Source organism: Streptomyces sp. HUAS YS2, from assembly GCF_033343995.1.
GTDB lineage: Bacteria > Actinomycetota > Actinomycetes > Streptomycetales > Streptomycetaceae > Streptomyces > Streptomyces solicathayae.
This window is the reverse complement of sequence record NZ_CP137573.1, coordinates 1481518-1502888: the sequence shown is the minus strand read 5'-3', so window position 1 is coordinate 1502888 and position 21371 is coordinate 1481518. Positions and strand designations below refer to the sequence as shown.

The window sequence follows — 21371 nt, the reverse complement described above, 5'->3', positions numbered from 1 at the left end:
CGGACTCAGGCCTCCGGGATCTCGAACTTGCTGGTGCGCTGCATGCCGGCGGCGCGGCCCTTGCCGGAGATGACCAGGGCCATCTTGCGGGAGGCCTCGTCGATCATCTCGTCGCCGAGCATCGCGGAGCCCTTCTTGCCGCCGGCCTCGGACGTGTAGTAGTCGTACGCGTCCAGGATCAGCTCGGCGTGGTCGAAGTCCTCCTGCGAGGGCGAGAAGATCTCGTTCGCGGCGGCGACCTGGTCCGGGTGCAGCACCCACTTGCCGTCGAAGCCCAGGGCGGCGGCGCGCTGCGCGACGGCCTTGTAGCCCTCCGGGTTGCGGATCTGGAGGTAGGGGCCGTCGATCGCCTGGAGGTTGTTGGCGCGGGCGGCCATCAGGATGCTCATCAGGATGTGGTGGTACGCGTCCGCCGGGTAGCCGGGCGGCTGCTCGCCGACGACCAGGGACTTCATGTTGATGGAGGCCATGAAGTCGGCCGGGCCGAAGATGATCGTCTCGACGCGCTGCGAGGCCTGGGCGATCGCGTTCACGTTGACGAGGCCCTGGGCGTTCTCGATCTGCGCCTCGATGCCGATCTTGCCGACCTCGAAGCCCATGGTCTTCTCGATCTGCGTGAGCAGCAGGTCGAGGGCGACGATCTGCTGGGCGTCCTGGACCTTCGGCAGCATGATGCAGTCGAGGTTCTGGCCGGCGCCCTCGACGACGGTGACGACGTCACGGTACGTCCAGTGGGTCGTCCAGTCGTTGACGCGGACCACGCGGGTCTTGCCCGTCCAGTCGCCCTCGTTCAGGAACTTCACGATGGTGTGCCGGGCCTCCGGCTTGGCCAGCGGCGCGCAGGCGTCCTCCAGGTCCAGGAAGACCTGGTCGGCCGCCAGGCCCTGGGCCTTCTCCAGGAAGCGCGGGTTGGAGCCGGGGACCGCCAGGCAGGAGCGGCGGGGGCGGAGCCGGTTCACGGGGCTGGTCATGCGGGGACCTCCGTACGATCAAGGGGGCTGAGCTTGTGAGCTTTCCGGATCTCGTCGACGATACGGCCGATGATCTCGGTGATACCGAAGTCCTTCGGTGTGAAGACGGCGGCGACACCCGCGCGCTTCAGTTCTGCGGCGTCGGCGTTCGGGATGATTCCGCCGACGATGACGGGGATGTCCGGCGCGCCGGCCTCACGGAGGCGGTCGAGGACGTCCGGGACCAGCTCGGAGTGCGAGCCGGAGAGGATCGACAGACCCACGCAGTGCACGTCCTCGGCGAGGGCCGCGTTGACGATCTGCTCGGGGGTCAGCCGGATGCCCTGGTAGACCACCTCGAAACCGGCGTCCCGGGCACGCACCGCGATCTGCTCGGCCCCGTTGGAGTGGCCGTCCAGGCCCGGCTTGCCGACCAGGAGCCGCAGCCGTCCGGCGCCGATCTCCTCGGCGGTCCGGGCGACCTTCTCGCGGACCTGGGCCAGCGGGGTGCCCTCCTCGGCCGTGACCGCGACCGGGGCGGAGGAGACGCCCGTGGGGGCGCGGTACTCGCCGAAGACCTCGCGCAGCGCCCCGGCCCATTCACCAGTGGTGACCCCGGCGCGGGCGCACTCCAGGGTGGCCTCCATGAGGTTCCCGGTGCCCTGCGCCGCCTCCTTCAGCCTCTCCAGCGCCTTGCAGGGACGCGGGTGGTTGAACGGCGGCTGGTAGCGGGTGTCGCGCCAGTCCTTCAGCGAGCCGACCACGCGGGCCTCGACGGCCGGGTCGACCGTCATGATCGCCGTGTCGAGGTCCGAGGTGAGCGGGTTCTCCTCGGTGGTCTCGAAGATGTTGACGCCGACGATCTTCTCGTCGCCGGCCTCGATCCGGGCCCGCCGCTCGGCGTGCGAGGAGACCAGCTGCGACTTCAGGTAGCCGGACTCGACGGCCGCCATCGCGCCGCCCATCTCCTGGATCCGGTCGATCTCGGCCAGGCACTCGGCGACCAGGGACTCCACCTTGGCCTCGATGACGTGCGAGCCGGCGAAGATGTCCTCGTACTCCAGCAGGTCGGACTCGTGCGCGAGCACCTGCTGGATGCGCAGCGACCACTGCTGGTCCCAGGGCCGGGGCAGGCCGAGGGCCTCGTTCCAGGCGGGCAGCTGCACGGCCCGGGCGCGCGCGTCCTTGGAGAGCGTGACGGCCAGCATCTCGAGCACGATGCGCTGGACGTTGTTCTCCGGCTGGGCCTCGGTCAGCCCGAGCGAGTTGACCTGGACGCCGTAGCGGAAGCGGCGCTGCTTGGCGTTCTCGATGCCGTACCGCTCCAGCGTGATCTTGTCCCAGATGCGGCCGAAGGCGCGCATCTTGCACATCTCCTCGATGAAGCGGACGCCCGCGTTCACGAAGAACGAGATGCGGGCGACCACCTCGCCGAACCGCTCCTCGGGCACCTGGCCCGAGTCGCGGACGGCGTCGAGCACCGCGATGGCGGTGGACATCGCGTACGAGATCTCCTGGACCGGAGTGGCCCCCGCCTCCTGCAGGTGGTAACTGCAGATGTTGATCGGGTTCCACTTCGGGATGTTGTTGACCGTGTACGCGATCATGTCCGTCGTGAGGCGGAGCGAGGGGCCGGGCGGGAAGACGTGCGTCCCGCGCGACAGGTACTCCTTCACGATGTCGTTCTGCGTCGTGCCCTGGAGCCTGGTGATGTCCGCACCCTGCTCCTCGGCGACCACCTGGTACAGCGCCAGCAGCCACATGGCGGTGGCGTTGATGGTCATCGAGGTGTTCATCTGCTCCAGGGGAATGTCCTGGAACAGTCGGCGCATGTCACCGAGGTGCGAGACCGGGACCCCGACCCGGCCGACCTCGCCGCGGGCGAGGATGTGGTCGGGGTCGTAGCCGGTCTGGGTCGGCAGGTCGAAGGCGACCGAGAGACCGGTCTGGCCCTTCGCCAGGTTGCGCCGGTACAGCTCGTTGGACGCCTCGGCCGTGGAGTGGCCGGCGTACGTCCGCATGAGCCACGGCCGGTCCTTCTGACGCTCTGTCATCGCAGTGCTCTCGCCTCTCAGCCGGTCCGTCAGATGTTCCGGAAGCGGTTGATCGCGTCGATGTGCTGGGCGCGCAGCTCGTGGTTGCGCACGCCAAGGCCCTCCTCGGGGGCCAGCGCGAGCACGCCGACCTTGCCCTGGTGCAGGTTGCGGTGCACGTCGTACGCGGCCTGGCCGGTGTCCTCCAGGGAGTAGACCTTCGACAGCGTCGGGTGGATCTTGCCCTTGGCGATCAGGCGGTTGGCCTCCCACGCCTCGCGGTAGTTGGCGAAGTGCGAGCCGATGATGCGCTTCAGGGACATCCACAGGTAGCGGTTGTCGTACTCGTGCATGTAGCCCGAGGTGGAGGCGCAGGTGGTGATGGTGCCGCCCTTGCGGGTGACGTAGACGGAGGCGCCGAAGGTCTCGCGGCCCGGGTGCTCGAAGACGATGTCGATGTCCTCGCCGCCGGTGAGCTCGCGGATGCGCTTGCCGAAGCGCTTCCACTCCTTCGGGTCCTGGGTGTGCTCGTCCTTCCAGAACTTGTAGCCCTCGGCGTTGCGGTCGATGACCGCCTCCGCGCCCATGGAGCGGCAGATGTCGGCCTTCTCGGGGGAGGAGACGACGCAGATCGGGTTGGCGCCGCCGGCCAGCGCGAACTGGGTGGCGTACGAGCCGAGGCCGCCGGAGGCGCCCCAGATCAGGACGTTGTCGCCCTGCTTCATGCCGGCGCCGTTGCGGGAGACCAGCTGGCGGTACGCGGTGGAGTTGACGAGGCCCGGGGACGCCGCCTCCTCCCAGCTGAGGTGGTCGGGCTTCGGCATCAGCTGGTTGGACTTGACGAGCGCGATCTCGGCGAGGCCGCCGAAGTTGGTCTCGAAGCCCCAGATGCGCTGCTCGGGGTCGAGCATCGTGTCGTTGTGGCCGTCCGAGGACTCCAGCTCGACGGAGAGGCAGTGCGCGACGACCTCGTCGCCGGGGTTCCAGGCGTTGACGCCCGGGCCGGTGCGGAGCACGACGCCCGCGAGGTCGGAGCCGATGATGTGGTACGGGAGGTCGTGGCGCTTGCTGAGCTCGCTGAGCCGGCCGTAACGCTCCAGGAAGCCGAAGGTGGAGACCGGCTCGAAGATCGAGGTCCAGACCGAGTTGTAGTTCACGGAGCTGGCCATGACGGCGACCAGGGCCTCGCCCGGGCCGAGCTCCGGCAGGGCGACGTCGTCGAGGTGCAGCGACTTGCGCGGGTCCTTGTCGCGGCTCGCGAGCCCGGCGAACATCTCCTGCTCGTCCTTGTGCACGGTCACCGCACGGTAGGACTCGGGCAGCTTGATGTTGGCGAAGTCTGCGGACGTGGAGTCCGGCGACTGGATCGCGTCCAGGATGTCCTTCACGGGATGCCTCCGGCGGTGCGGCTGTGCGAGGGGGACCGGTGAGGGAGATCCCCCTCGGATCGAGGGTTGAGGGGTGCTGCTGTGGAGGTGTGCCGTCGGTTCGGCGGGGGTGGTGCGGTGGCTGCGCCGGTGGTGGGGCGCAAAGGGTGCCTGTGACGCAGGCGTCCGGGCGCACAAACACGATCGCTTGTGGGGACAGCCGGCGCACGAGGAGATCTCTGCGCGCCGGCCGCCCGGACAACATCAACGTATGGCACGCCGTGTCACCTGACAAGGCACTCGGTGCCAACAATTTCACTCAGATGCAATCTGCCGGTCACGCATGAGCGATGATCGATCAGAAAAGCCCCTCACCAGCGGAAACGGCCGCCCCGTGACGGGGCGGCCGTTGCAATGATCGATCGTTTCGGTGTGGTTCAGCTCTCCGCGAGGGCCTGCCGGATCGTCCGCATGACCTCGTCCAGCGGGGCGTCGGTCCGTGCCACGGCGACCAGCACACCGCCCTCGGTGGAGGCCGTCGCGGCGGGCCGCGCCGGCTCGGCCTGAGCCGGCGGAGCCGCCGGAACCGTCGCCGGGGCCGACGGAGCGGCCGCGACGGGCCGCGCCCCTATGCCGGTGCCGAACGTCTCCCGCACGATCGCGAAGGCGTGGTCCAGCTGGGCCTCCACGTCGCCCTGGCCGCCGGCCCGGAGCCAGCGCCGCAGTACGTGGTTGTGGGCCGTGACGACCGCCGAGGCGGCCACCTCGGCCAGCAGCGGGTCGTCGTTGCCGTCGTGGTGGTCGCGCTCGTCGAAGTGCCCGAGCAGGTACCGGGTGAACAGCCGCTCGTAGCGGGCCACCGAGGCGATCTCCCGCTCCCGCAGGGTCGGCACCTCGCGGGTGAGCCGGTAGCGCTCCACGGAGACCGCCGGGGACCCCGCGTACATCTTCATGACTTCCTTGATGCCCCGGCAGACCGTGTCCAGCGGGTGCTCGTGCGGCGGCGCCGCGTTGAGCACCGCCTCGGCGCGCACCAGGGTGTCGTCGTGATCCGGGAAGATCGCCTCTTCCTTGGAGCGGAAGTGGCGGAAGAAGGTCCGCCGGGCCACGCCGGCCGCGGCCGCGATCTCGTCGACCGTGGTCGCCTCGTAGCCCTTGGTCGCGAAGAGTTCCATCGCCGCCGCCGCCAGCTCACGGCGCATCTTGAGCCGCTGGGCGGCGGCGCGGGTGCCCGCGGCGCTCTCCGTGGCGGGAGCGTCGGGCTGAGGTGTGGCACGGGGTGTCTTCGCGGCCTTGGACATGTCCTGAACGTACTGCATCGGTGCAGGAGAGTGCGCCTGCGGGGGCGGGCCGCCGGTGGGCTCCAGCAGCCCGCCCCACCCCGCGTACGGGTCAGCGGCGGGCATATTCGCGGAAGCCGCGCCCCGTCTTGCGGCCCAGGCAGCCCGCGGCCACCAGGTGCTCGAGGAGCGGCGCCGGGGCGAGACCCGGGTCCCGGAACTCGCGGTGCAGCACCTGCTCGATGGCGAGCGAGACGTCCAGGCCGACCACGTCGAGCAGCTCGAACGGTCCCATCGGGTAGCCGCCGCCCAGCTTCATGGCGGCGTCGATGTCGTCCAGCGTGGCGTAGTGCTCCTGGACCATCTTGATCGCGTTGTTCAGGTACGGGAAGAGCAGCGCGTTCACGATGAAGCCGGCCCGGTCGCCGCAGTCCACCGGGTGCTTCCTGATCTTCGTGGTGACCTCGCGGACGGTGGCGTGGACGTCGTCGGCGGTGAGCACCGTGCGGACGATCTCGACCAGCTTCATCGCCGGGGCCGGGTTGAAGAAGTGCATGCCGATGACGTCCTGCGGGCGCGAGGTGGCGCGGGCGCAGGCGACGACGGGCAGCGAGGAGGTGGTGGTGGCCAGCACCGCGCCCGGCTTGCAGATCTTGTCCAGCCGGCCGAACAGCTCCTGCTTGACCGCCAGGTCCTCGGCGACCGCCTCGACCGCCAGGTCGACGTCGGCGAAGGCGTCCAGCGAGCCGGCCGGGGTGATCCGGGCCAGGGTCTCGTCGCGCGCCTCGCCGGTCATCCGGCCCTTGTCGACGGAGCGGCCCAGCGACTTGGCGATCCGGGCCTTGGCGGCCTCGGCCTTCTCGTCCGAGCGGGCGGCCAGGACGACGTCGTACCCGGCCTTGGCGAAGACCTCTGCGATGCCGGAGGCCATGGTGCCGGAGCCGGCGACGCCGACGGAGCGGACCTCGCGGCCGGTGCCCGCCGCGGCGGCCTCCAGCGGGGTCAGCGCGTCGCGGACGACCTCGGCGGAGCCCGGGGCCTCGTACGTGTAGAAGCCGCGGCCCGACTTGCGGCCGGTCAGGCCGGCCTCGCTGAGCTGCTTCAGGATCGGGGCGGGGGCGTGCAGCCGGTCCTGGGACTCGCTGTACATCGCCTCCAGGACGGTACGGGCGGTGTCGATGCCGATCAGGTCGAGCAGCGCCAGCGGGCCCATCGGCAGGCCGCAGCCCAGCCGCATCGCGGCGTCGATGTCCTCGCGGGAGGCGTACTTGGCCTCGTACATCGCCGCGGCCTGGTTGAGGTAGCCGAACAGCAGCCCGTCGGCGACGAAGCCGGGGCGGTCGCCGACCGCGACGGGCTCCTTGCCGAGGTCCAGCGCCAGCGACGTGACGGCCTCGACGGCCTGCGGGGCGGTGAGGACCGAGGAGACCACCTCGACCAGCTTCATCGCCTGGACCGGGGTGAAGAAGTGCAGGCCGAGGACCCGCTCCGGGTGCGCGGAGTCGGCGGCCAGCCGCGTGACGGACAGCGCGTTGGTGCCGGTGGCGATGATCGTGGTGGGGCGGACGATGGTGTCCAGCGCCCGGAACACCTCCTGCTTGGCCTCGTACGACTCGGGCACGACCTCGATCACGAGGTCGGCCTCGGCGGCGGCCTGCAGGTCGGTGAAGGTGCGGAAGCGGGCCAGGACGTCCTGCCGCTCCTCCTCCGTGATGCGCTCGCGGCTCACGGCGCGGGCCGTGGAGGCCTCGAGCGCGGTGACCGCGTTGCGGACGGCGGCTTCGCTGATGTCGATGCCGATGACCTCGCGGCCGGCCCGGACGAGCACGTCGGCGATGCCGGTGCCCATGGTGCCGAGGCCGACGACGGCGATGGTGGAGAGAGGGGTGTCCATCAGGGGACTCCAGGGAGGTGAAGAGTGACGACTGAGGGCGGCAATGCGGGAGCGAACGAATCGCTGGGAAACACGCGTGCGTACGGTCGCGCCATGCGCGCGGAACGCGTGGGAAAAAGCGACGGACTCTGTCCCGGAGTCACGTCGAAAACTGCCGAACCGACAAACTCGATCCCACAACGGCTGCGTCACCAGGCCGTCATGGGCGGTGCGGGGGTTACCCGCTCACTTGAGATTAACCGGCGGGTAACGAGCGCGCCAGCCCTGAGAAGTACGGAAAATGTGATCTGGATCGCGGATACGCTGCACGCCATGGATATCGCTCGGGACCCGGAATTCTGCTCGATGATCGATCGATTGCGGGACGAGATCCAAGGCGACTCCGAAGCCGCCCTGGCGGATTTCGAGGAACTCGTCGCGACCCGGGACGAAAGCGAGTTCGCGCGCGTCCTGACCGCGCCCGGACAGCCGCTCTGGGCGCGGGAGATCGCGTCCTTCCGGCTCGGCCTCGCGGGCGACGCCCGCGCCTTCGAGGCCCTGGTCCTGCTGCTCAACCACCGCGACCCCGAGCGCTGCGTCTCGGCCGCGTACGCGCTGGCCCGGCTCGGCGACCCGCGCACCGCACGGGCCGCCGCGGCGCTCGCGACCAACGAACTCCGCGTCGCCTACGCCCTCCTGCCGGTCCGTCTGCTCGCTGATCTGCGCGCGCCCGAGTCGGTGCCGGCGCTGATGACCGTCCTGGAGCGGCGGCTCAAGGCGGACGACCCGCACTGGCGGGTGGGCGTCGCCTGCGCCGAGGGCCTGGGCGCGCTCGGCGACGTCCGCGCGCGGCCGGTCCTGGAGGCGGCGATCCCGCACCCGAGGCTCGGCCCGGCCGCCCGCACCGCGCTCGGCCGACTCGCGGACCAGCCGACTCGCCGGCTCGCCGACTAGGCCGGAGCGTCGGCTTCGCGCTCGTCCGGGACGAGCGCGAACGCCTCTATCTCGATCAGCAGTTCCGGCCGGACGAGGGCGGAGACCTGGACCGCGGAGGCGGCCGGCAGGGGAGCCGCGCCGAACGCCTCGTCCCGTGCGGCCCGCACCGCCGGGAGGTGCGCCACGTCCGTGACGAAGTACGTCAGTTTCACCACGTCCCCGAACCCGGCGCCCGCGGCGGCGAGGCAGCGGCGCAGGTTCGCGAACACCTGACGGGCCTGTGCCGCCGGGTCGCCGGCCCCGACCACCGCTCCCTCGGCGTCGAAGGAGCACTGGCCGGATATCGCGACGAACCGGCCGGTACCCCAGACGACATGGCTGTACTGCGGACTCGCGGCGAGCCCTGCGGGGGCGGGCACATGGGTGAGATGCGTCGTCATGCCCGCCATCCTCGCGGATGCCTCTGACAGCGAGGTGTCAGCCCCGGTGTCCGAGCAGTCCGTGCAACGCCGCGCCGCCCGTCGCCGCGCTCGGCGCGGCGGCCGCGCGGGCGCTGCCCGCCTTCGCGGGCTTCGGGTCGGGCAGCGCCGCGCAGGTCGCGTCCGCCTCCGCGCCGTCCGCGCCGCGCGGCACCGCGCCCGTCTCCAGGTAGCGCACCAGGTGCTCGTCCAGGCAACTGTTCCCGCCCAGCGTCACCGCGTGATTCCCGCCGCCCTCCTCGACTACCAGGCTGGAGCCGGCCACCGACCGGTGCAGGCTGACACCGCCCTCGTACGGGGTGGCCGCGTCGTCCGTCGCCTGGAAGAGGAGCATCGGCGGCACCTCCGCGTTCGTCACGTCGACCCGCGAGCGCGATTCCACCGGCCAGAACGCGCAGGGCGCGTTGTACCAGGCGTTGTTCCAGGTGGAGAAGGGGGCCTTCGAATGCACCGCCCAGTTGTCGGCGCGCCACACGTTCCAGTCGCGCGGCCACGCCGCGTCCCGGCACTGCACGCTCGTGTAGACGGAGTAGCCGTTCTCCGACGAGGAGTCGGTCGCGCCGAAGGTCCGGTACGCGGCGACCAGCGGCGCGCTGTCCTTGTCGTTGACGTACGCGGCGAACGCCGCGGCCAGCTGCGGCCAGTAGCCGTTGTAGTAGCCGCCCGGCAGGAAGGTGTCCTCCAGCTCGCCCGGACCGACCACGTCGCCGGCCGGTGTACGGCGCAGCGCGTCCCGCATCGTGTACCAGGCGGCCTCGACGGCGGCCGGGTCGGAACCCAGCCGGTACGTGGCGTCGTGCCGCGCCACCCACGCGGCGAACGCCTTGTGCCGGGTGTCGAAGGCGAGGTCCTGGGCGATGTTGTCCTCGTACCAGACGCCCTTCGGGTCGACCATCGAGTCCAGTACGAACCGGCGCACGCGCTCCGGGAACAGCTTCGCGTAGACGGCGCCGAGGTAGGTGCCGTACGAGTAGCCGAAGTAGTTGAGCTTCGGCGCGCCCAGCGCCCGGCGGATCGCGTCGAGGTCCCGCGCGGTGCTGACCGTGTCCATGTGCCGGAGCAGGTCGCCGTACTTGGACCCGCAGGCGGCCGCGAAGGAGCGGGCCCGCTCCAGACCGGCCTGCTCGGCGTCGAAGTCGCGCGGCACGGAGTCCGGGCGTACCGGCTCGAAGTGGCCGGGCAGGCAGTTCAGGGCGGGCTCGCTGCGGCCGACGCCGCGCGGGTCGAAGCCGATCACGTCGTACTGCGCGGCCAGCTTCGCCGGCAGCGAGGCGGCGACGAACCCGGCCATCGACAGGCCACTGCCGCCAGGGCCGCCGGGGTTGACGAGGAGCGGACCCTGGGAGGTCCTGGCGGTGTGCGCGACCCGGGACAGGGCGAGCGTGATCGTCCGGCTCTTCGGAGCGTCGTGGTCCAGCGGCACGGTGAGGGACGAGCATTCGAGCCGGGGGTAGCGCTTGGTGGCGCAGCCGGTCCAGATCAGCCGGGCGGCGGGACGCGTCGTCGGCCCGCTCGTCGGTGTCGCCTGCCTTGTCGAGGGAGGGTCGAGTGCCGGTGACGCGGAAGCGGGCAGGGCGGCGACCGTACCGGTCAGCAGCGCCCCCGCGGCGAACAGCACTCCTGCGCGTGGGTTCATAGGGCGTCCGTGCCCGCAAGCCCGAGCGGAAGGACCACTTCCGCCGAGAGTTGACCCAATCAGAGGAGGGTGAGCTGCGTCGGCCCCGCGAGCGCCGGCGCGTCGGGCTCGGGTATGCGCCGGGACGCGCCCCGATGCGCCGGTCCGATCCCGAACTCGGCGGCCAGCTCATGCACCTGGCGGGTGATCCGGCGCTGGTACCAGGTCGGTGCGTACGCGCCGTCCGCGTACATCCGCTCGTACCGGCCGACCAGCCCCGGGTGGTGCTCACGCAGCCAGGCCATGAACCACTCGCGTGCCCCCGGTCGCAGGTGCAGCACGAGCGGGGTCACCGACGTCGCCCCGGCCTCGGCGATCGCCCGGACCGTCTCGCGCAGCTGCTCGGGGCGGTCGCCGAGGAAGGGGATGACCGGGGCCATGAGGACGCCGCAGCCGATGCCGTGCCCGGTGAGCGTGCGCACGACGTCGAGACGACGCTGCGGCGAGGGGGTGCCCGGCTCCACCGTGCGCCACAACTGCTGGTCGGTGAAGCCGACGGAGACGGAGATGCCGACCTCGGTCACGTCCGCGGCCTGCCGCAGCAGCTCCAGGTCGCGCAGGATCAGCGTGCCCTTGGTGAGGATGGAGAAGGGGTTGGCGTGGTCGCGCAGCGCCGCGATGATCCCCGGCATCAGTCGGTAGCGGCCCTCCGCGCGCTGGTAGCAGTCCACGTTGGTGCCCATCGCGATGTGCGCGCCCTGCCAGCGGCGGGAGGCGAGCTGCCGGCGCAGCAGCTCGGGGGCGTTGATCTTCACCACGATCTGCGAGTCGAAGCCGATCCCGGTGTCGAGGTCCAGATAGCTGTGCGTCTTGCGGGCGAAGCAGTACACGCAGGCGTGCGTGCAGCCCCGGTACGGGTTGACCGTCCACTCGAACGGCATCCGGGACGCGCCCGGCACCCGGTTCACGATCGACCGGGCCCGCACCTCGTGGAAGGTGATCCCGCGGAACTCGGGGGTGTCGAAGGTGCGGGTGGTGACCGCGCCCGCGCCGAACAGGGCGGGGTCCGTGGTGGCGGCGGGTTCGTCGCCCAGATGGTCCCAGCGCATGGACGCCTCCTCGGTAGTACTGCCTCGCACTGACCCGAGAATAGAACACATGTTCCCTTGATCGTCGCAACCCGGATTTTGGGCGGCGGGGCGCAGGTGATGGGATGGGCCCGTACCCCCGAGGAACCCGAAGCTGGAGGAAGTGGAATGGCGCAGGTCGAAGCCACGACGGAGCGGATCATCGCGGCGGACGCGGAGACGGTGTTCGACGCCCTGGCCGACTACTCGGGCACCCGGGCGAAGGTGCTCCCCGAGCACTTCAGCGAGTACGAGGTGCGCGAGGGCGGCGACGGCGAGGGCACGCTCGTGCACTGGAAGCTCCAGGCCACCAGCAAGCGCATCCGCGACTGCCTCCTGGAGGTGACCGAGCCGACCGACGGGCAGCTCGTCGAGAAGGACCGCAACTCCTCCATGGTCACCACCTGGACCGTCACCCCGGCGGGCGAGGGGAAGTCCAAGGCCGTCGTCACCACGGTCTGGAACGGCGCCGGCGGCATCGGCGGCTTCTTCGAGAAGACCTTCGCACCCAAGGGCCTCGCCCGGATCTACGACGCCGTGCTCGACAAGCTCGCCGCCGAGGTCCAGAAGTAACCCTCGCGGAACCCCGCGCGGGGCGGCACGGCGCTCACCGGTTCGGGTGGTTCTCCCTCACGGCCCGGGAGCGCCCGTGTCGTGCCCCGGAGTGCGCCGGGGCGCGGGAAAGTCGCTGATGAGCGCGCCAACTGTGCGTCCGCGCCCGGCCGTTCACGCCGCTCTCCGCCCCTGATCTCCCGTACCATCCGGCTTGATCCCGCTTCGCTCCTGATGCGAAGAATGGCGTCGCGGACGCGACGAGGGGAGCGGCAGGTGGGCGGCATGACGCTGGTGAAGGGCGCGGGAGACGGTGCGTCGCCGGAGGCCGCGGAACCGGAGCCGGGTGTCTTCGAGGAGCCGGCGGCGGGGGCGGCCGGAGCCGGATCCGATGCGCAGGGGTCCGCCGCGTACGAACTCGGCCCACGCCGCACCCGGCTGGTCTTCGTCGGGCTGATGCTCGCGCTGCTGCTCGCCGCACTGGAGCAGATGATCGTCGCCACCGCCCTGCCGAAGATCGTCGGCGAACTCCAGGGCCTCGACCGGATGTCCTGGGCGATCACCGCGTACCTGCTCACCGCCACCATCGGCCTGCCGGTCTACGGCAAACTCGGCGACCTCTTCGGCCGCAAGGGCGTCTTCCAGTTCGCCATCGTCGTCTTCGTCGCCGGCTCGGCCCTCGCCGGCTGGTCGCGGACGATGGACCAGCTCATCGCCTTCCGCGCCGTCCAGGGCATCGGCGCGGGCGGGCTGATGATCGGTGTCCAGGCGATCATCGCCGACATCGTCCCGGCCCGCGAGCGCGGCCGGTTCATGGGTCTCATCGGCGCGGCCTTCGGCCTCGCCTCGGTGGCCGGGCCGCTGCTCGGCGGGTTCTTCACCGACCACGTCTCCTGGCGCTGGTGCTTCTGGTTCAACGTCCCCTTCGGTCTGATCACGCTCGCCGTCGTCACCGGGGTGCTGAAGCTGCCCAGGCCCCGGACCCGCGCGCGGCTCGACGTCCTCGGCGCGATCCTGCTCGCCGCCGCCTCCACCTGCCTGGTCCTGCTGACCAGTTGGGGCGGCACCGAGTACGCCTGGGACTCCCGGGTGATCCTCGGACTCGCCGCCGGCGCCGCCGGAACGACCGTGCTCCTGCTGGTCGTCGAGCACCACGCGCCCGAACCGATCCTGCCGCTGCGGCTGTTCCGCGACTCGGTCTTCACCGTGACCAGCCTGGTCGGTGCCGTGATCGGGGTGGCGCTGTTCGGCGCGGCGAGTTACCTGCCCACCTTCCTGCAGATGGTCGAGGGCGCCACGGCCACCGAGTCGGGGCTGCTGATGCTGCCGCTGATGGGCGGCATCGTCCTCGCGTCCGTCGTCTCAGGGCAGCTCATCAGCCGTACCGGCCACTACAAGATCTATCCGGTGCTCGGCGGCGCCGTGTCCGTCGTCGGCATGTGGCTGCTCTCCCGGATGGACGTCGGCACGCCCCGCCTGGACCACAGCGTCTGGCAGGCGGTGCTCGGCGTCGGCATCGGCCTGGTCATGCCGGTCCTGATCCTCGCCGTGCAGAACTCCGTGCCGCCCGCCGACCTCGGCGCGGCGACCAGCGCGCACAACTACTTCCGGCAGATCGGCGGCAGCGTCGGCGCGGCCGTCTTCGGCACCCTCTTCGCCCACCGGCTCGACGGCGCGCTGTCGGAGCGCCTCGCGGACGGGGTCGCCGCCGGACTCCCGGCCGGGGTGAAGCTGCCCGACGCCGAGTCGATCACCCCGCAGACCGTGCACGCGCTGCCGCCGGTGCTGCGCGACGCGTACATCCACGCGTACGCGGAGGCCATGCCGCGGATCTTCCTCTACCTGGTGCCGGTCCTCGCGCTCGGCCTCCTCCTCGCCTTCTTCCTCAAGGAGAAACCGCTGGTGTCCCACCCCACCCACACCGCCGAGGCCCCCGCCGTCCCGAGGGCGAGGAGCTCGGCCCCCGGCCTCGCCGGCGTGCCCGTCTGCGGCACCGTCCAGCACCCCGACGGGTCCTGCGTGCCGCGCGCCGCGCTCACCCTCATCGACGTCCAGGGACAGCAGATCGGACGCGGCGCGAGCGAGGAGGACGGGCGGTACGCGCTGAGCGTGCCCGGCTCGGGTTCGTACGTGCTGATCGCGGCGGCCGGCGGCCACCAGCCGCAGGCGGTCTCGGTGACCGTCGGCGACCGGCCGGTGGAACTGGACGTGGTGCTCGGCGGGGCCGGCCGGCTGGCCGGTACGGTCGCCACGGCGGACGGCACGCCGGTACGGGACGCGGCGGTGACGCTCACCGACGTACGCGGCGACGTCGTCGCGTCCACGCGCAGCGGGCGGGACGGCGGCTACGTGATGACCGAGCTGGTGGCGGGGGAGTACACCCTGGCCGCGAGCGCCCCCGCGTTCCGGCCCGTGGCTCTGCCGGTGACCGTGCAGGCGGCGCGCGAGACCCGTCAGGACGTGGAACTCGCCGGCGGGGCGGTGCTGCGCGGCACGGTGCGGGCGGGCGGCGGCCGGCCGGTGGAGGACGCCCGCGTGACGCTCCTCGACGCGGCCGGGAACGTCGTCGACACGCTGACGACCGGCCCGGACGGCACGTTCCGCTTCGTGGACCTGTCCTCCGGCGAGTACACCGTCATCGCGGCGGGCTACCCACCCGTCGCGACGGTCCTCCAGGTCGCGGGCGGCGGCCGGACGGAACGCGACGTCCAGCTGGGCCACGAGGACTGACGACGGGTCAGGCCCGCGCCCGGTACCGCGCGAGCCGCCGCTCCAGCGTGCCCCGCACCTCGGGCCACTCCTCGGCGACCACGGAGTACATGGCGGAATCCCGCAGCCGCCCTTCCTCCCCCTCCACCCAGGAGAGCGCCCAGTTCCGCAACACCCCTTCGAGGCGGGCGCCGGTGGCCTCGACCGCGGCCCGGGAGCGGGCGTTGCGCGCGTCGGTCATGAGGTCGACCCGCCCGACGCTCCAGCGCTCGAACGCGTGCCGGAACAGCAGGTACTTGGCCTCGGCGTTGATCCCGGTCCCCTGCGCGGACGCGCCGAGCCAGGTGTACCCGAGCTCGACGGCGAGCAGCGCCCCGGTCCCGGCCCGGTAGCGCGGATTGCAGAACGAGGTCACGCCGACGGCGAGCCCGGTCGCGCGGTCCACCTGCGCGTACGGTACGAGTTCCCCGGCGGCGCCCCGTCCGACCTGCGTGTCGACGTACGCGGGCACGTCCGCCGCCCGCGGCACCCAGGTGTACGTGTACGACCCCCGGTCCTCCTCGACGGCGCCCGCGAGCTCCTCCGCATGCCCCGCCCCCAGCGGCTCCAGCCGCACCCGATCCCCTTCGAGCACGGGCCCTTCGAACCTGAACGTCATGCCGCAGTGCACCCCTGTCGCGAGCCGTCGGATCTCCGGGGGCAGCTTTCCAGAACGGACCGGGCGACGGCACCGGGATTTCCCGGGCGGTACGGTCGTCGCGTGTGCGTCTACGCGATGACCTCCTACAAGCTGCACTACGCGTGCGTGTCGTGCCGCGTCAGCTTCAAGCGGCATCCGGCGGACGAGGGCCGCGAGCACGCGTGCCCGAACTGCGCCCGCCCGCTGCTCTGCGCCGGCCACGACTTCGCGCCACCGCCCCGGCGGGACGCCCGCGCGTGGTCCGTCGTGGCCGCGGTCCTGGCCGAAGGCCTCCGCTACGAGGGCCGATCACCCTGCGGCTGCACGCGCGAACCCGAGCCGCGTCCCCGTACCCGCGCCGAACTCCGTGCCGACCGCATCGCGGCCGAGCGGGCCGGGGTCTCCCTGGCGGAGCGGCTGACGCCGGAGTGAGCACCGTCCGGCGGTGTGTCCACCGGTGACAAGGGCGGGCGGATCAACAAGGATGCTGCTTCGTCGGTCCGTCCGTCCGCGTCCGGGAACATCCGGGAACAGGAGTGGCATGAAGATCCTGATCAGTGCCGACATGGAGGGCGCCACCGGGGTCACCTGGCCGGGGGACGTGCTGCCGGGGACGCCACAGTGGGAGCGGTGCCGGGGGATGTTCACGTCGGACGTGAACGCGGCGGCGCTCGGGTTCTTCGACGGTGGGGCCGACGAGGTGGTGGTCAACGAGGCGCACTGGAGCATGCGGAACCTGCTGCTCGAGCGGCTCGACGAGCGGGTCGAGATGCTCACGGGGCGGCACAAGTCGCTGTCCATGGTGGAGGGCGTGCAGCACGGGGACGTGGACGGGATCGCGTTCGTCGGCTACCACACCGGGGCGGGGACCGAGGGGGTGCTCGCGCACACGTACCTCGCCAACTCGATCACCGGGGTCTGGCTCGACGGGGTGAGGGCGAGCGAGGGGCTGCTCAACGCGCACGTCGTCGCCGAGTACGGGGTGCCCGTGGTGCTCGTCACCGGTGACGATCTGACCTGCGAGGACGCGCTCGGCTACGCGCCCGGGGCGCGCAAGGTCGCGGTCAAGGACCACGTCTCCCGGTACGCGGCGGTGTGCCGCACCCCGACCCGTACCGCGGCCGACATCCGGGCCGCCGCGCAGGACGCCGCGAGCCTGGCCGGCCGGCACGCGCCGGTGAGCGACGGGCCGCACACCATCGCGCTCGAGTTCGACGCGGAGCACCTGGCCGACGCCGCCACGGTGGTTCCCGGCGTGGCGCGCACGGGGGAGCGCAAGGTCGCGTACACCAGCGCGACCATGTACGAGGGTATTCGTTCGTTCAAGGCGGTCACCACGATCGTCTCCGCCGCGGTGGAGGAGCAGTATGGGTGAGCAGACCCGGGAGACCGGAGGTGTCGACGACCTCGCGCTCGACGAGGTGGTCGCCTTCACCTCCGAGCTCATCCGCATCGACACGACCAACCGCGGCGGCGGTGACTGCCGAGAGCGCCCGGCCGCCGAGTACGCCGCCGAGCGGCTCGCCGGCGCCGGGCTCGAACCCGTCCTGCTGGAGCGCACGCCCGGCCGCACCAACGTCGTCGCCCGGATCGCCGGCACCGACCCGTCCGCCGACGCCCTCCTCGTCCACGGCCACCTGGACGTCGTGCCCGCCGAGGCCGCCGACTGGTCCGTCGACCCCTTCTCCGGCGAGGTCCGCGACGGTGTGGTGTGGGGCCGCGGCGCCGTCGACATGAAGAACATGGACGCGATGGTGCTCGCCGTCGTCCGCTCCTGGGCCCGGCACGGCGTCCGCCCCCGCCGGGACATCGTGATCGCCTACACCGCCGACGAGGAGGACAGCGCCGTCGACGGCTCCGACTTCCTCGCCGACCGGCACGCCGAACTGTTCGAGGGCTGTACGGAGGGCATCAGCGAGTCCGGCGCGTTCACCTTCCACCCCGAGCCAGGCATCACGCTCTACCCGATCGCCGCCGGCGAACGCGGCACTGCCTGGCTGGAGTTGACTGCTATCGGCCGGGCCGGTCACGGCTCCAAGGTGAACACCGCCAACGCCGTCACCCGGCTCGCCTCCGCCGTCGCGCGCATCGGATCCCACCGCTGGCCGGTCCGGCTCACCCCCACCGTCCGCGCCTGCCTGTCCGAACTCGCCGCCGTGTACGGCATGGAGGCCGACCTCGACGACCCCCGTTTCGACGTCGACGTGCTCCTGGAGAAGCTCGGCCCGGCCGCCGCGCTCGTCGAGCCCACCGTCCGCAACAGCTCGAACCCGACGATGCTGGACGCCGGCTACAAGGTCAACGTGATCCCCGGGCACGCCACCGCGTCCATCGACGGACGGATGTTGCCGGGCACCGAGGAGGAGTTCGCCGCCACCCTTGACGAACTCACCGGCCCCGACGTCGACTGGCGCTTCCATCACCGCGAGATCCCGCTCCAGGCCCCCGTCGACTCTCCGACGTACGCCAAACTCCGCGCCGCCGTCGAGCACTTCGACCCGACCGGACACGTCGTCCCGTTCTGCATGGCCGGCGGGACCGATGCCAAGCAGTTCTCCCGGCTGGGCATCACCGGATACGGTTTCTCCCCCCTGAAGCTGCCCGCCGGGCTCGACTACGCGGCGCTGTTCCACGGGGTCGACGAGCGGGTGCCGGTCGAGGCCCTGCACTTCGGCGTCCGCGTCCTCGACCGCTATCTGCGGACCGCGTGACCCGCGGCCCGCGCAACGTTTCAACCGCGTCACGCACAAGGGGAGTTGCGATGGTACCCACGGCGGCCTACGGCAGCTGGCCTTCCCCGATCGACGCCCGCCTCACCGCCGCGCACGACGGCCGGCCCGAGTACGTCGGCACCGTCGGCGACGAACTGTGGTGGACCGCGCCCCGCCCCGCCGAGGGCGGCCGGCGCGCCCTCGTACGGCTCCGGCCGGACGGCACGGAGGAATCCGTGCTGCCCGCCCCGTGGAACGTGCGGACCCGCGTGATCGAGTACGGCGGACAGCCCTGGGCCGGCGTCGCCCGCGCCGCCGGCGGGCCACTGATCGTGTTCAGCCACTTCCCCGACCAGCGCCTGTACGTTCACGAGCCGGACGGTGACGCCCCGCCGCGCCCGCTCACCCCGCTCTCCGCCGTCGGCGGAGGGCTGCGCTGGGCCGACCCGGTGATCCACCCCGACCGGGGCGAAGTCTGGTGCGTCCTGGAGGAGTTCACCGGCGAAGGTCCGACGGACGTGCGCCGCGTCGTGGCCGCTGTCCCGCTGGACGGCTCAGCCGCCGACGACCGCGCCGCGGTGCGCGAACTCTCCGACGGGCGGCACCGGTTCGTCACCGGGCCACGACTCTCCCCGGACGGCCGGCGCGTGGCCTGGATCGGCTGGGACCATCCGCTGATGCCCTGGGACGGCACCGAGGTGCTGCTCGCCGACGTCGGCGCGGACGGCGCGTTCCACGACGCGCACCGCGTCCTGGGCGGCCCCGAGGAGTCGGTCCCGCAGGTCGAATGGGCCCCCGACGGCCGGCTGTTGTACGCCAGCGACCGCACCGGCTGGTGGAACCTCCACCGCTTCGACCCCGATCGCCCGGACGAGGAGCCCACCGCGCTCTGCCCCCGCGAGGAGGAGTTCGGCGGCCCGCTCTGGAAGATCGGCCTCAGCTGGTTCCGCCCGTTGGCGGGCGGACTGATCGCCACCGTCCACGGCCGGGGCGCCACCGCCCTCGGCATACTCGACCCCGAGTCCGGCGAACTCGTCGACGTCGCCGGCCCGTGGACCGCGTGGGCCGCCACCCTGACCGTCCAGGGCACCCGCGTCGTCGGCGTCGCGGCCAGCCCGCGCAGCGCCGCCGAGGTCGTCGAACTCGACACCCGTACCGGCCGGGCCCGGGCCGTCGGCCGGGCGCACGCGGACCCGGTCGACCCCGTGTACTACCCCGAGCCGCAGATCCGCACCTTCACCGGCCCGGACAACCGCGAGATCCACGCCCACGTCTATCCGCCGCACAACCCCGACCGGGTCGCGCCGGGCGACGAGCTGCCGCCGTACGTGGTCTGGGCGCACGGCGGGCCCACCGGGCACGCCCCGCTCGTCCTCGACCTGGAGATCGCCTACTTCACCTCCCGTGGCATCGGCGTCGCCGAGGTCAACTACGGCGGCTCGACGGGGTACGGCCGGGAGTACCGGAACCGGCTGCGCGAGCAGTGGGGCGTCGTCGACGTCGAGGACTGCGCCGCCGTCGCCGAGGCGCTCGCCGCCGAGGGCACCGCCGACCCGGCACGGCTCGCGATCCGCGGCGGCAGCGCCGGCGGCTGGACCACCGCCGCCTCGCTCGTCGCCACCGACCTGTACGCCTGCGGCACCATCATCTACCCCGTCATCGACCTGGTGGGCTGGGCCACCGGCGGCACCCACGACTTCGAGTCCCGCTACCTGGACACGCTGATCGGCCCTCTCGACGAGGTGCCCGCCCGGTACCAGGAACGCTCCCCGGTCGCCGGGGCGGAGCGGATCAGGGCCCCGTTCGTGCTGCTCCAGGGCCTCGACGACGTGATCTGCCCGGCCGGGCAGTCCGAGCGCTTCCTCGCCCGGATGGCCGGCCGGGGAGTCCCGCACGCGTACCTCTCGTTCGAGGGGGAGGGGCACGGCTTCCGCCGCGAGGACACCCTGGTCCGCGCGCTCGAGGCCGAACTCTCCCTGTACGTACAGACCTTCGGCATCGACCGGCCCGACGTCCCCCGGCTGGAGCTGAAGCCGTGACGACCCCGCGCGGAGCCGATGCCCCGCTCGCGCCGCTCACCCGCCCCCGCCGGCTGCGTTCCGGTGACCGGGTCGCCGTCGTCGCGCCCAGCGGTCCGATCCCCGAGGACCGGCTCGCGGCCGGGCTCGCGATCCTGCGCGGCTGGGGCGTCGAACCGGTCGTCGCCCCGCACGTCCTGGCCGCCCACCCCGGCCTGGACTATCTGGCCGGGACGGACGAAGGACGCGCCCGGGACCTCCAGGAGGCCTGGTGCGACCCGACGGTCGCGGCGGTGCTCTGCGCCCGCGGCGGCTACGGCGCCCAGCGCATGGTGGAACTGCTCGACTGGGCCGCGATACGGGCGGCCGGGCCCAAGGTGTTCGTCGGCTACAGCGACGTCACCGCGCTCCACGAGGCGTTCGCGCTCAGGACCGGGCTCGCCACCCTGCACGGGCCGATGGTCGCCGCGATGACCTTCCTGAAGGACCCGGCCACCCAGGAGCACCTGCGGGCCACCCTCTTCGAACCGGAGTCGGTCCGGACGGTGACCGGCTCGGGCACCGCCCGGACCATGGTCCCCGGCCGTGCCCGCGGCGTCACCTTCGGCGGCTGCGTCTCCCTGCTCGCCGCGGGCCTCGGTACCCCGGACGCCCGCCCCACCGGCCGCGGCGGGCTGCTGCTCCTGGAGGACGTGGGGGAGGAGCCGTACCGGCTCGACCGCATCCTCACCCAGCTGCTGCGCGCCGGAACGCTGGACGGCGTGACCGGCGTCCTGCTCGGGTCGTGGGAGGAGTGCGGCCCGTACGACGAGCTCCACGCCCTGTTCGCGGACCGGCTGTCCGGGCTGGGCGTACCGGTGGTGGAGGAGTTCGGCTTCGGGCACTGCGCGAGCACGCTGACGCTCCCGCTCGGCGTCGGCGCGGTGCTGGACGCGGACGCGAGGACGCTCACCCTGGACTCCCCGGCCCTGGGCTGACCCGTCCGGCCCTGGACTGACCCGTCCGGGAGTGGACTCCCGCGGCGCCTCCGGACCGACTCCGG

The 21371-nt window shown here is 72.2% G+C and carries 17 protein-coding genes; 8 read left to right on the top strand and 9 right to left on the bottom strand.

Annotated features, from left to right (window positions below):
• Window positions 1-5: 5 nt before the first annotated feature.
• The 5 genes from R2D22_RS07000 to R2D22_RS06980 form a co-directional block, all read right to left on the bottom strand.
• Entirely contained in the window at window positions 6-971 is a 966-nt protein-coding gene (locus tag R2D22_RS07000) for an HpcH/HpaI aldolase/citrate lyase family protein (protein ID WP_189505393.1), read from the bottom strand.
• Window positions 968-3004, bottom strand: coding sequence for a protein meaA (locus R2D22_RS06995; RefSeq protein ID WP_318101972.1), 2037 nt, complete (start codon window positions 3002-3004; stop codon window positions 968-970). The genes R2D22_RS07000 and R2D22_RS06995 overlap by 4 nt, the downstream gene beginning before the upstream one ends.
• A 29-nt stretch (window positions 3005-3033) precedes the next feature.
• Window positions 3034-4371 carry a crotonyl-CoA carboxylase/reductase gene (ccrA, locus tag R2D22_RS06990; RefSeq protein ID WP_318101970.1) on the bottom strand — a complete coding sequence of 446 codons (1338 nt, stop codon included), beginning with the start codon at window positions 4369-4371 and terminating at the stop codon, window positions 3034-3036.
• A 416-nt stretch (window positions 4372-4787) separates the two neighbouring features.
• On the bottom strand, window positions 4788-5651 hold the full coding sequence (locus R2D22_RS06985) for a TetR family transcriptional regulator (protein WP_318109616.1): 864 nt from the start codon (window positions 5649-5651) through the stop codon (window positions 4788-4790).
• 91 nt (window positions 5652-5742) lie between these two features.
• Complete coding sequence (locus R2D22_RS06980) at window positions 5743-7524, bottom strand: 3-hydroxyacyl-CoA dehydrogenase family protein (RefSeq protein WP_318101969.1); 1782 nt, start codon at window positions 7522-7524, stop codon at window positions 5743-5745.
• A gap of 312 nt (window positions 7525-7836) precedes the next feature.
• Between R2D22_RS06980 and R2D22_RS06975 the strand changes: the two genes are divergently transcribed.
• Window positions 7837-8457: a HEAT repeat domain-containing protein gene (locus R2D22_RS06975; RefSeq protein ID WP_318101967.1), complete on the top strand. Its 621-nt coding sequence runs from the start codon at window positions 7837-7839 to the stop codon at window positions 8455-8457.
• Here R2D22_RS06975 and R2D22_RS06970 read toward each other — a convergent pair.
• The 3 genes from R2D22_RS06970 to R2D22_RS06960 are packed head-to-tail and all read right to left on the bottom strand — an operon-like array spanning window position 8454 to window position 11642.
• Window positions 8454-8879 (bottom strand): RidA family protein, encoded by a 426-nt coding sequence (locus R2D22_RS06970; protein WP_318101965.1) that lies wholly within the window; start codon window positions 8877-8879, stop codon window positions 8454-8456. The two genes, R2D22_RS06975 and R2D22_RS06970, sit on opposite strands and share 4 nt — an antisense overlap.
• Before the next feature lie 37 nt (window positions 8880-8916).
• A complete protein-coding gene (locus R2D22_RS06965; protein ID WP_318101964.1) occupies window positions 8917-10554 on the bottom strand; it encodes an alpha/beta hydrolase in 1638 nt (545 codons plus the stop codon).
• Window positions 10555-10613: 59 nt separating this feature from the next.
• On the bottom strand, window positions 10614-11642 hold the full coding sequence (locus tag R2D22_RS06960; RefSeq protein ID WP_318109615.1) for an Rv2578c family radical SAM protein: 1029 nt from the start codon (window positions 11640-11642) through the stop codon (window positions 10614-10616).
• 147 nt (window positions 11643-11789) lie between these two features.
• Between R2D22_RS06960 and R2D22_RS06955 the strand changes: the two genes are divergently transcribed.
• Both R2D22_RS06955 and R2D22_RS06950 read left to right on the top strand, forming a co-directional pair.
• Window positions 11790-12233, top strand: coding sequence for an SRPBCC family protein (locus R2D22_RS06955; RefSeq protein ID WP_318101963.1), 444 nt, complete (start codon window positions 11790-11792; stop codon window positions 12231-12233).
• Window positions 12234-12488: 255 nt separating this feature from the next.
• The gene (locus R2D22_RS06950; protein ID WP_411976988.1) at window positions 12489-14942 is read left to right on the top strand and encodes an MFS transporter; all 2454 of its coding nucleotides are present in this window, start codon (window positions 12489-12491) and stop codon (window positions 14940-14942) included.
• Between the two features lie 7 nt (window positions 14943-14949).
• Here R2D22_RS06950 and R2D22_RS06945 read toward each other — a convergent pair whose 3' ends face one another.
• Window positions 14950-15579 carry a GNAT family N-acetyltransferase gene (locus tag R2D22_RS06945; RefSeq protein WP_318101961.1) on the bottom strand — a complete coding sequence of 210 codons (630 nt, stop codon included), beginning with the start codon at window positions 15577-15579 and terminating at the stop codon, window positions 14950-14952.
• A gap of 102 nt (window positions 15580-15681) precedes the next feature.
• Here R2D22_RS06945 and R2D22_RS06940 point away from each other — a divergent pair, with 102 nt between their 5' ends.
• The 5 genes from R2D22_RS06940 (at window position 15682) to R2D22_RS06920 (ending at window position 21306) form a co-directional block, all read left to right on the top strand.
• Complete coding sequence (locus tag R2D22_RS06940) at window positions 15682-16032, top strand: hypothetical protein (RefSeq protein WP_318101960.1); 351 nt, start codon at window positions 15682-15684, stop codon at window positions 16030-16032.
• Window positions 16033-16141: 109 nt separating this feature from the next.
• Window positions 16142-16975: a M55 family metallopeptidase gene (locus R2D22_RS06935; protein WP_318101959.1), complete on the top strand. Its 834-nt coding sequence runs from the start codon at window positions 16142-16144 to the stop codon at window positions 16973-16975.
• Window positions 16968-18311 (top strand): M20/M25/M40 family metallo-hydrolase, encoded by a 1344-nt coding sequence (locus R2D22_RS06930; RefSeq protein ID WP_318101958.1) that lies wholly within the window; start codon window positions 16968-16970, stop codon window positions 18309-18311. Before R2D22_RS06935 ends, R2D22_RS06930 begins: the two co-directional genes overlap by 8 nt.
• A 50-nt stretch (window positions 18312-18361) precedes the next feature.
• Complete coding sequence (locus tag R2D22_RS06925) at window positions 18362-20350, top strand: S9 family peptidase (RefSeq protein WP_318101957.1); 1989 nt, start codon at window positions 18362-18364, stop codon at window positions 20348-20350.
• On the top strand, window positions 20347-21306 hold the full coding sequence (locus R2D22_RS06920) for a S66 peptidase family protein (RefSeq protein ID WP_318101956.1): 960 nt from the start codon (window positions 20347-20349) through the stop codon (window positions 21304-21306). Before R2D22_RS06925 ends, R2D22_RS06920 begins: the two co-directional genes overlap by 4 nt.
• Window positions 21307-21371 lie beyond the last annotated feature (65 nt).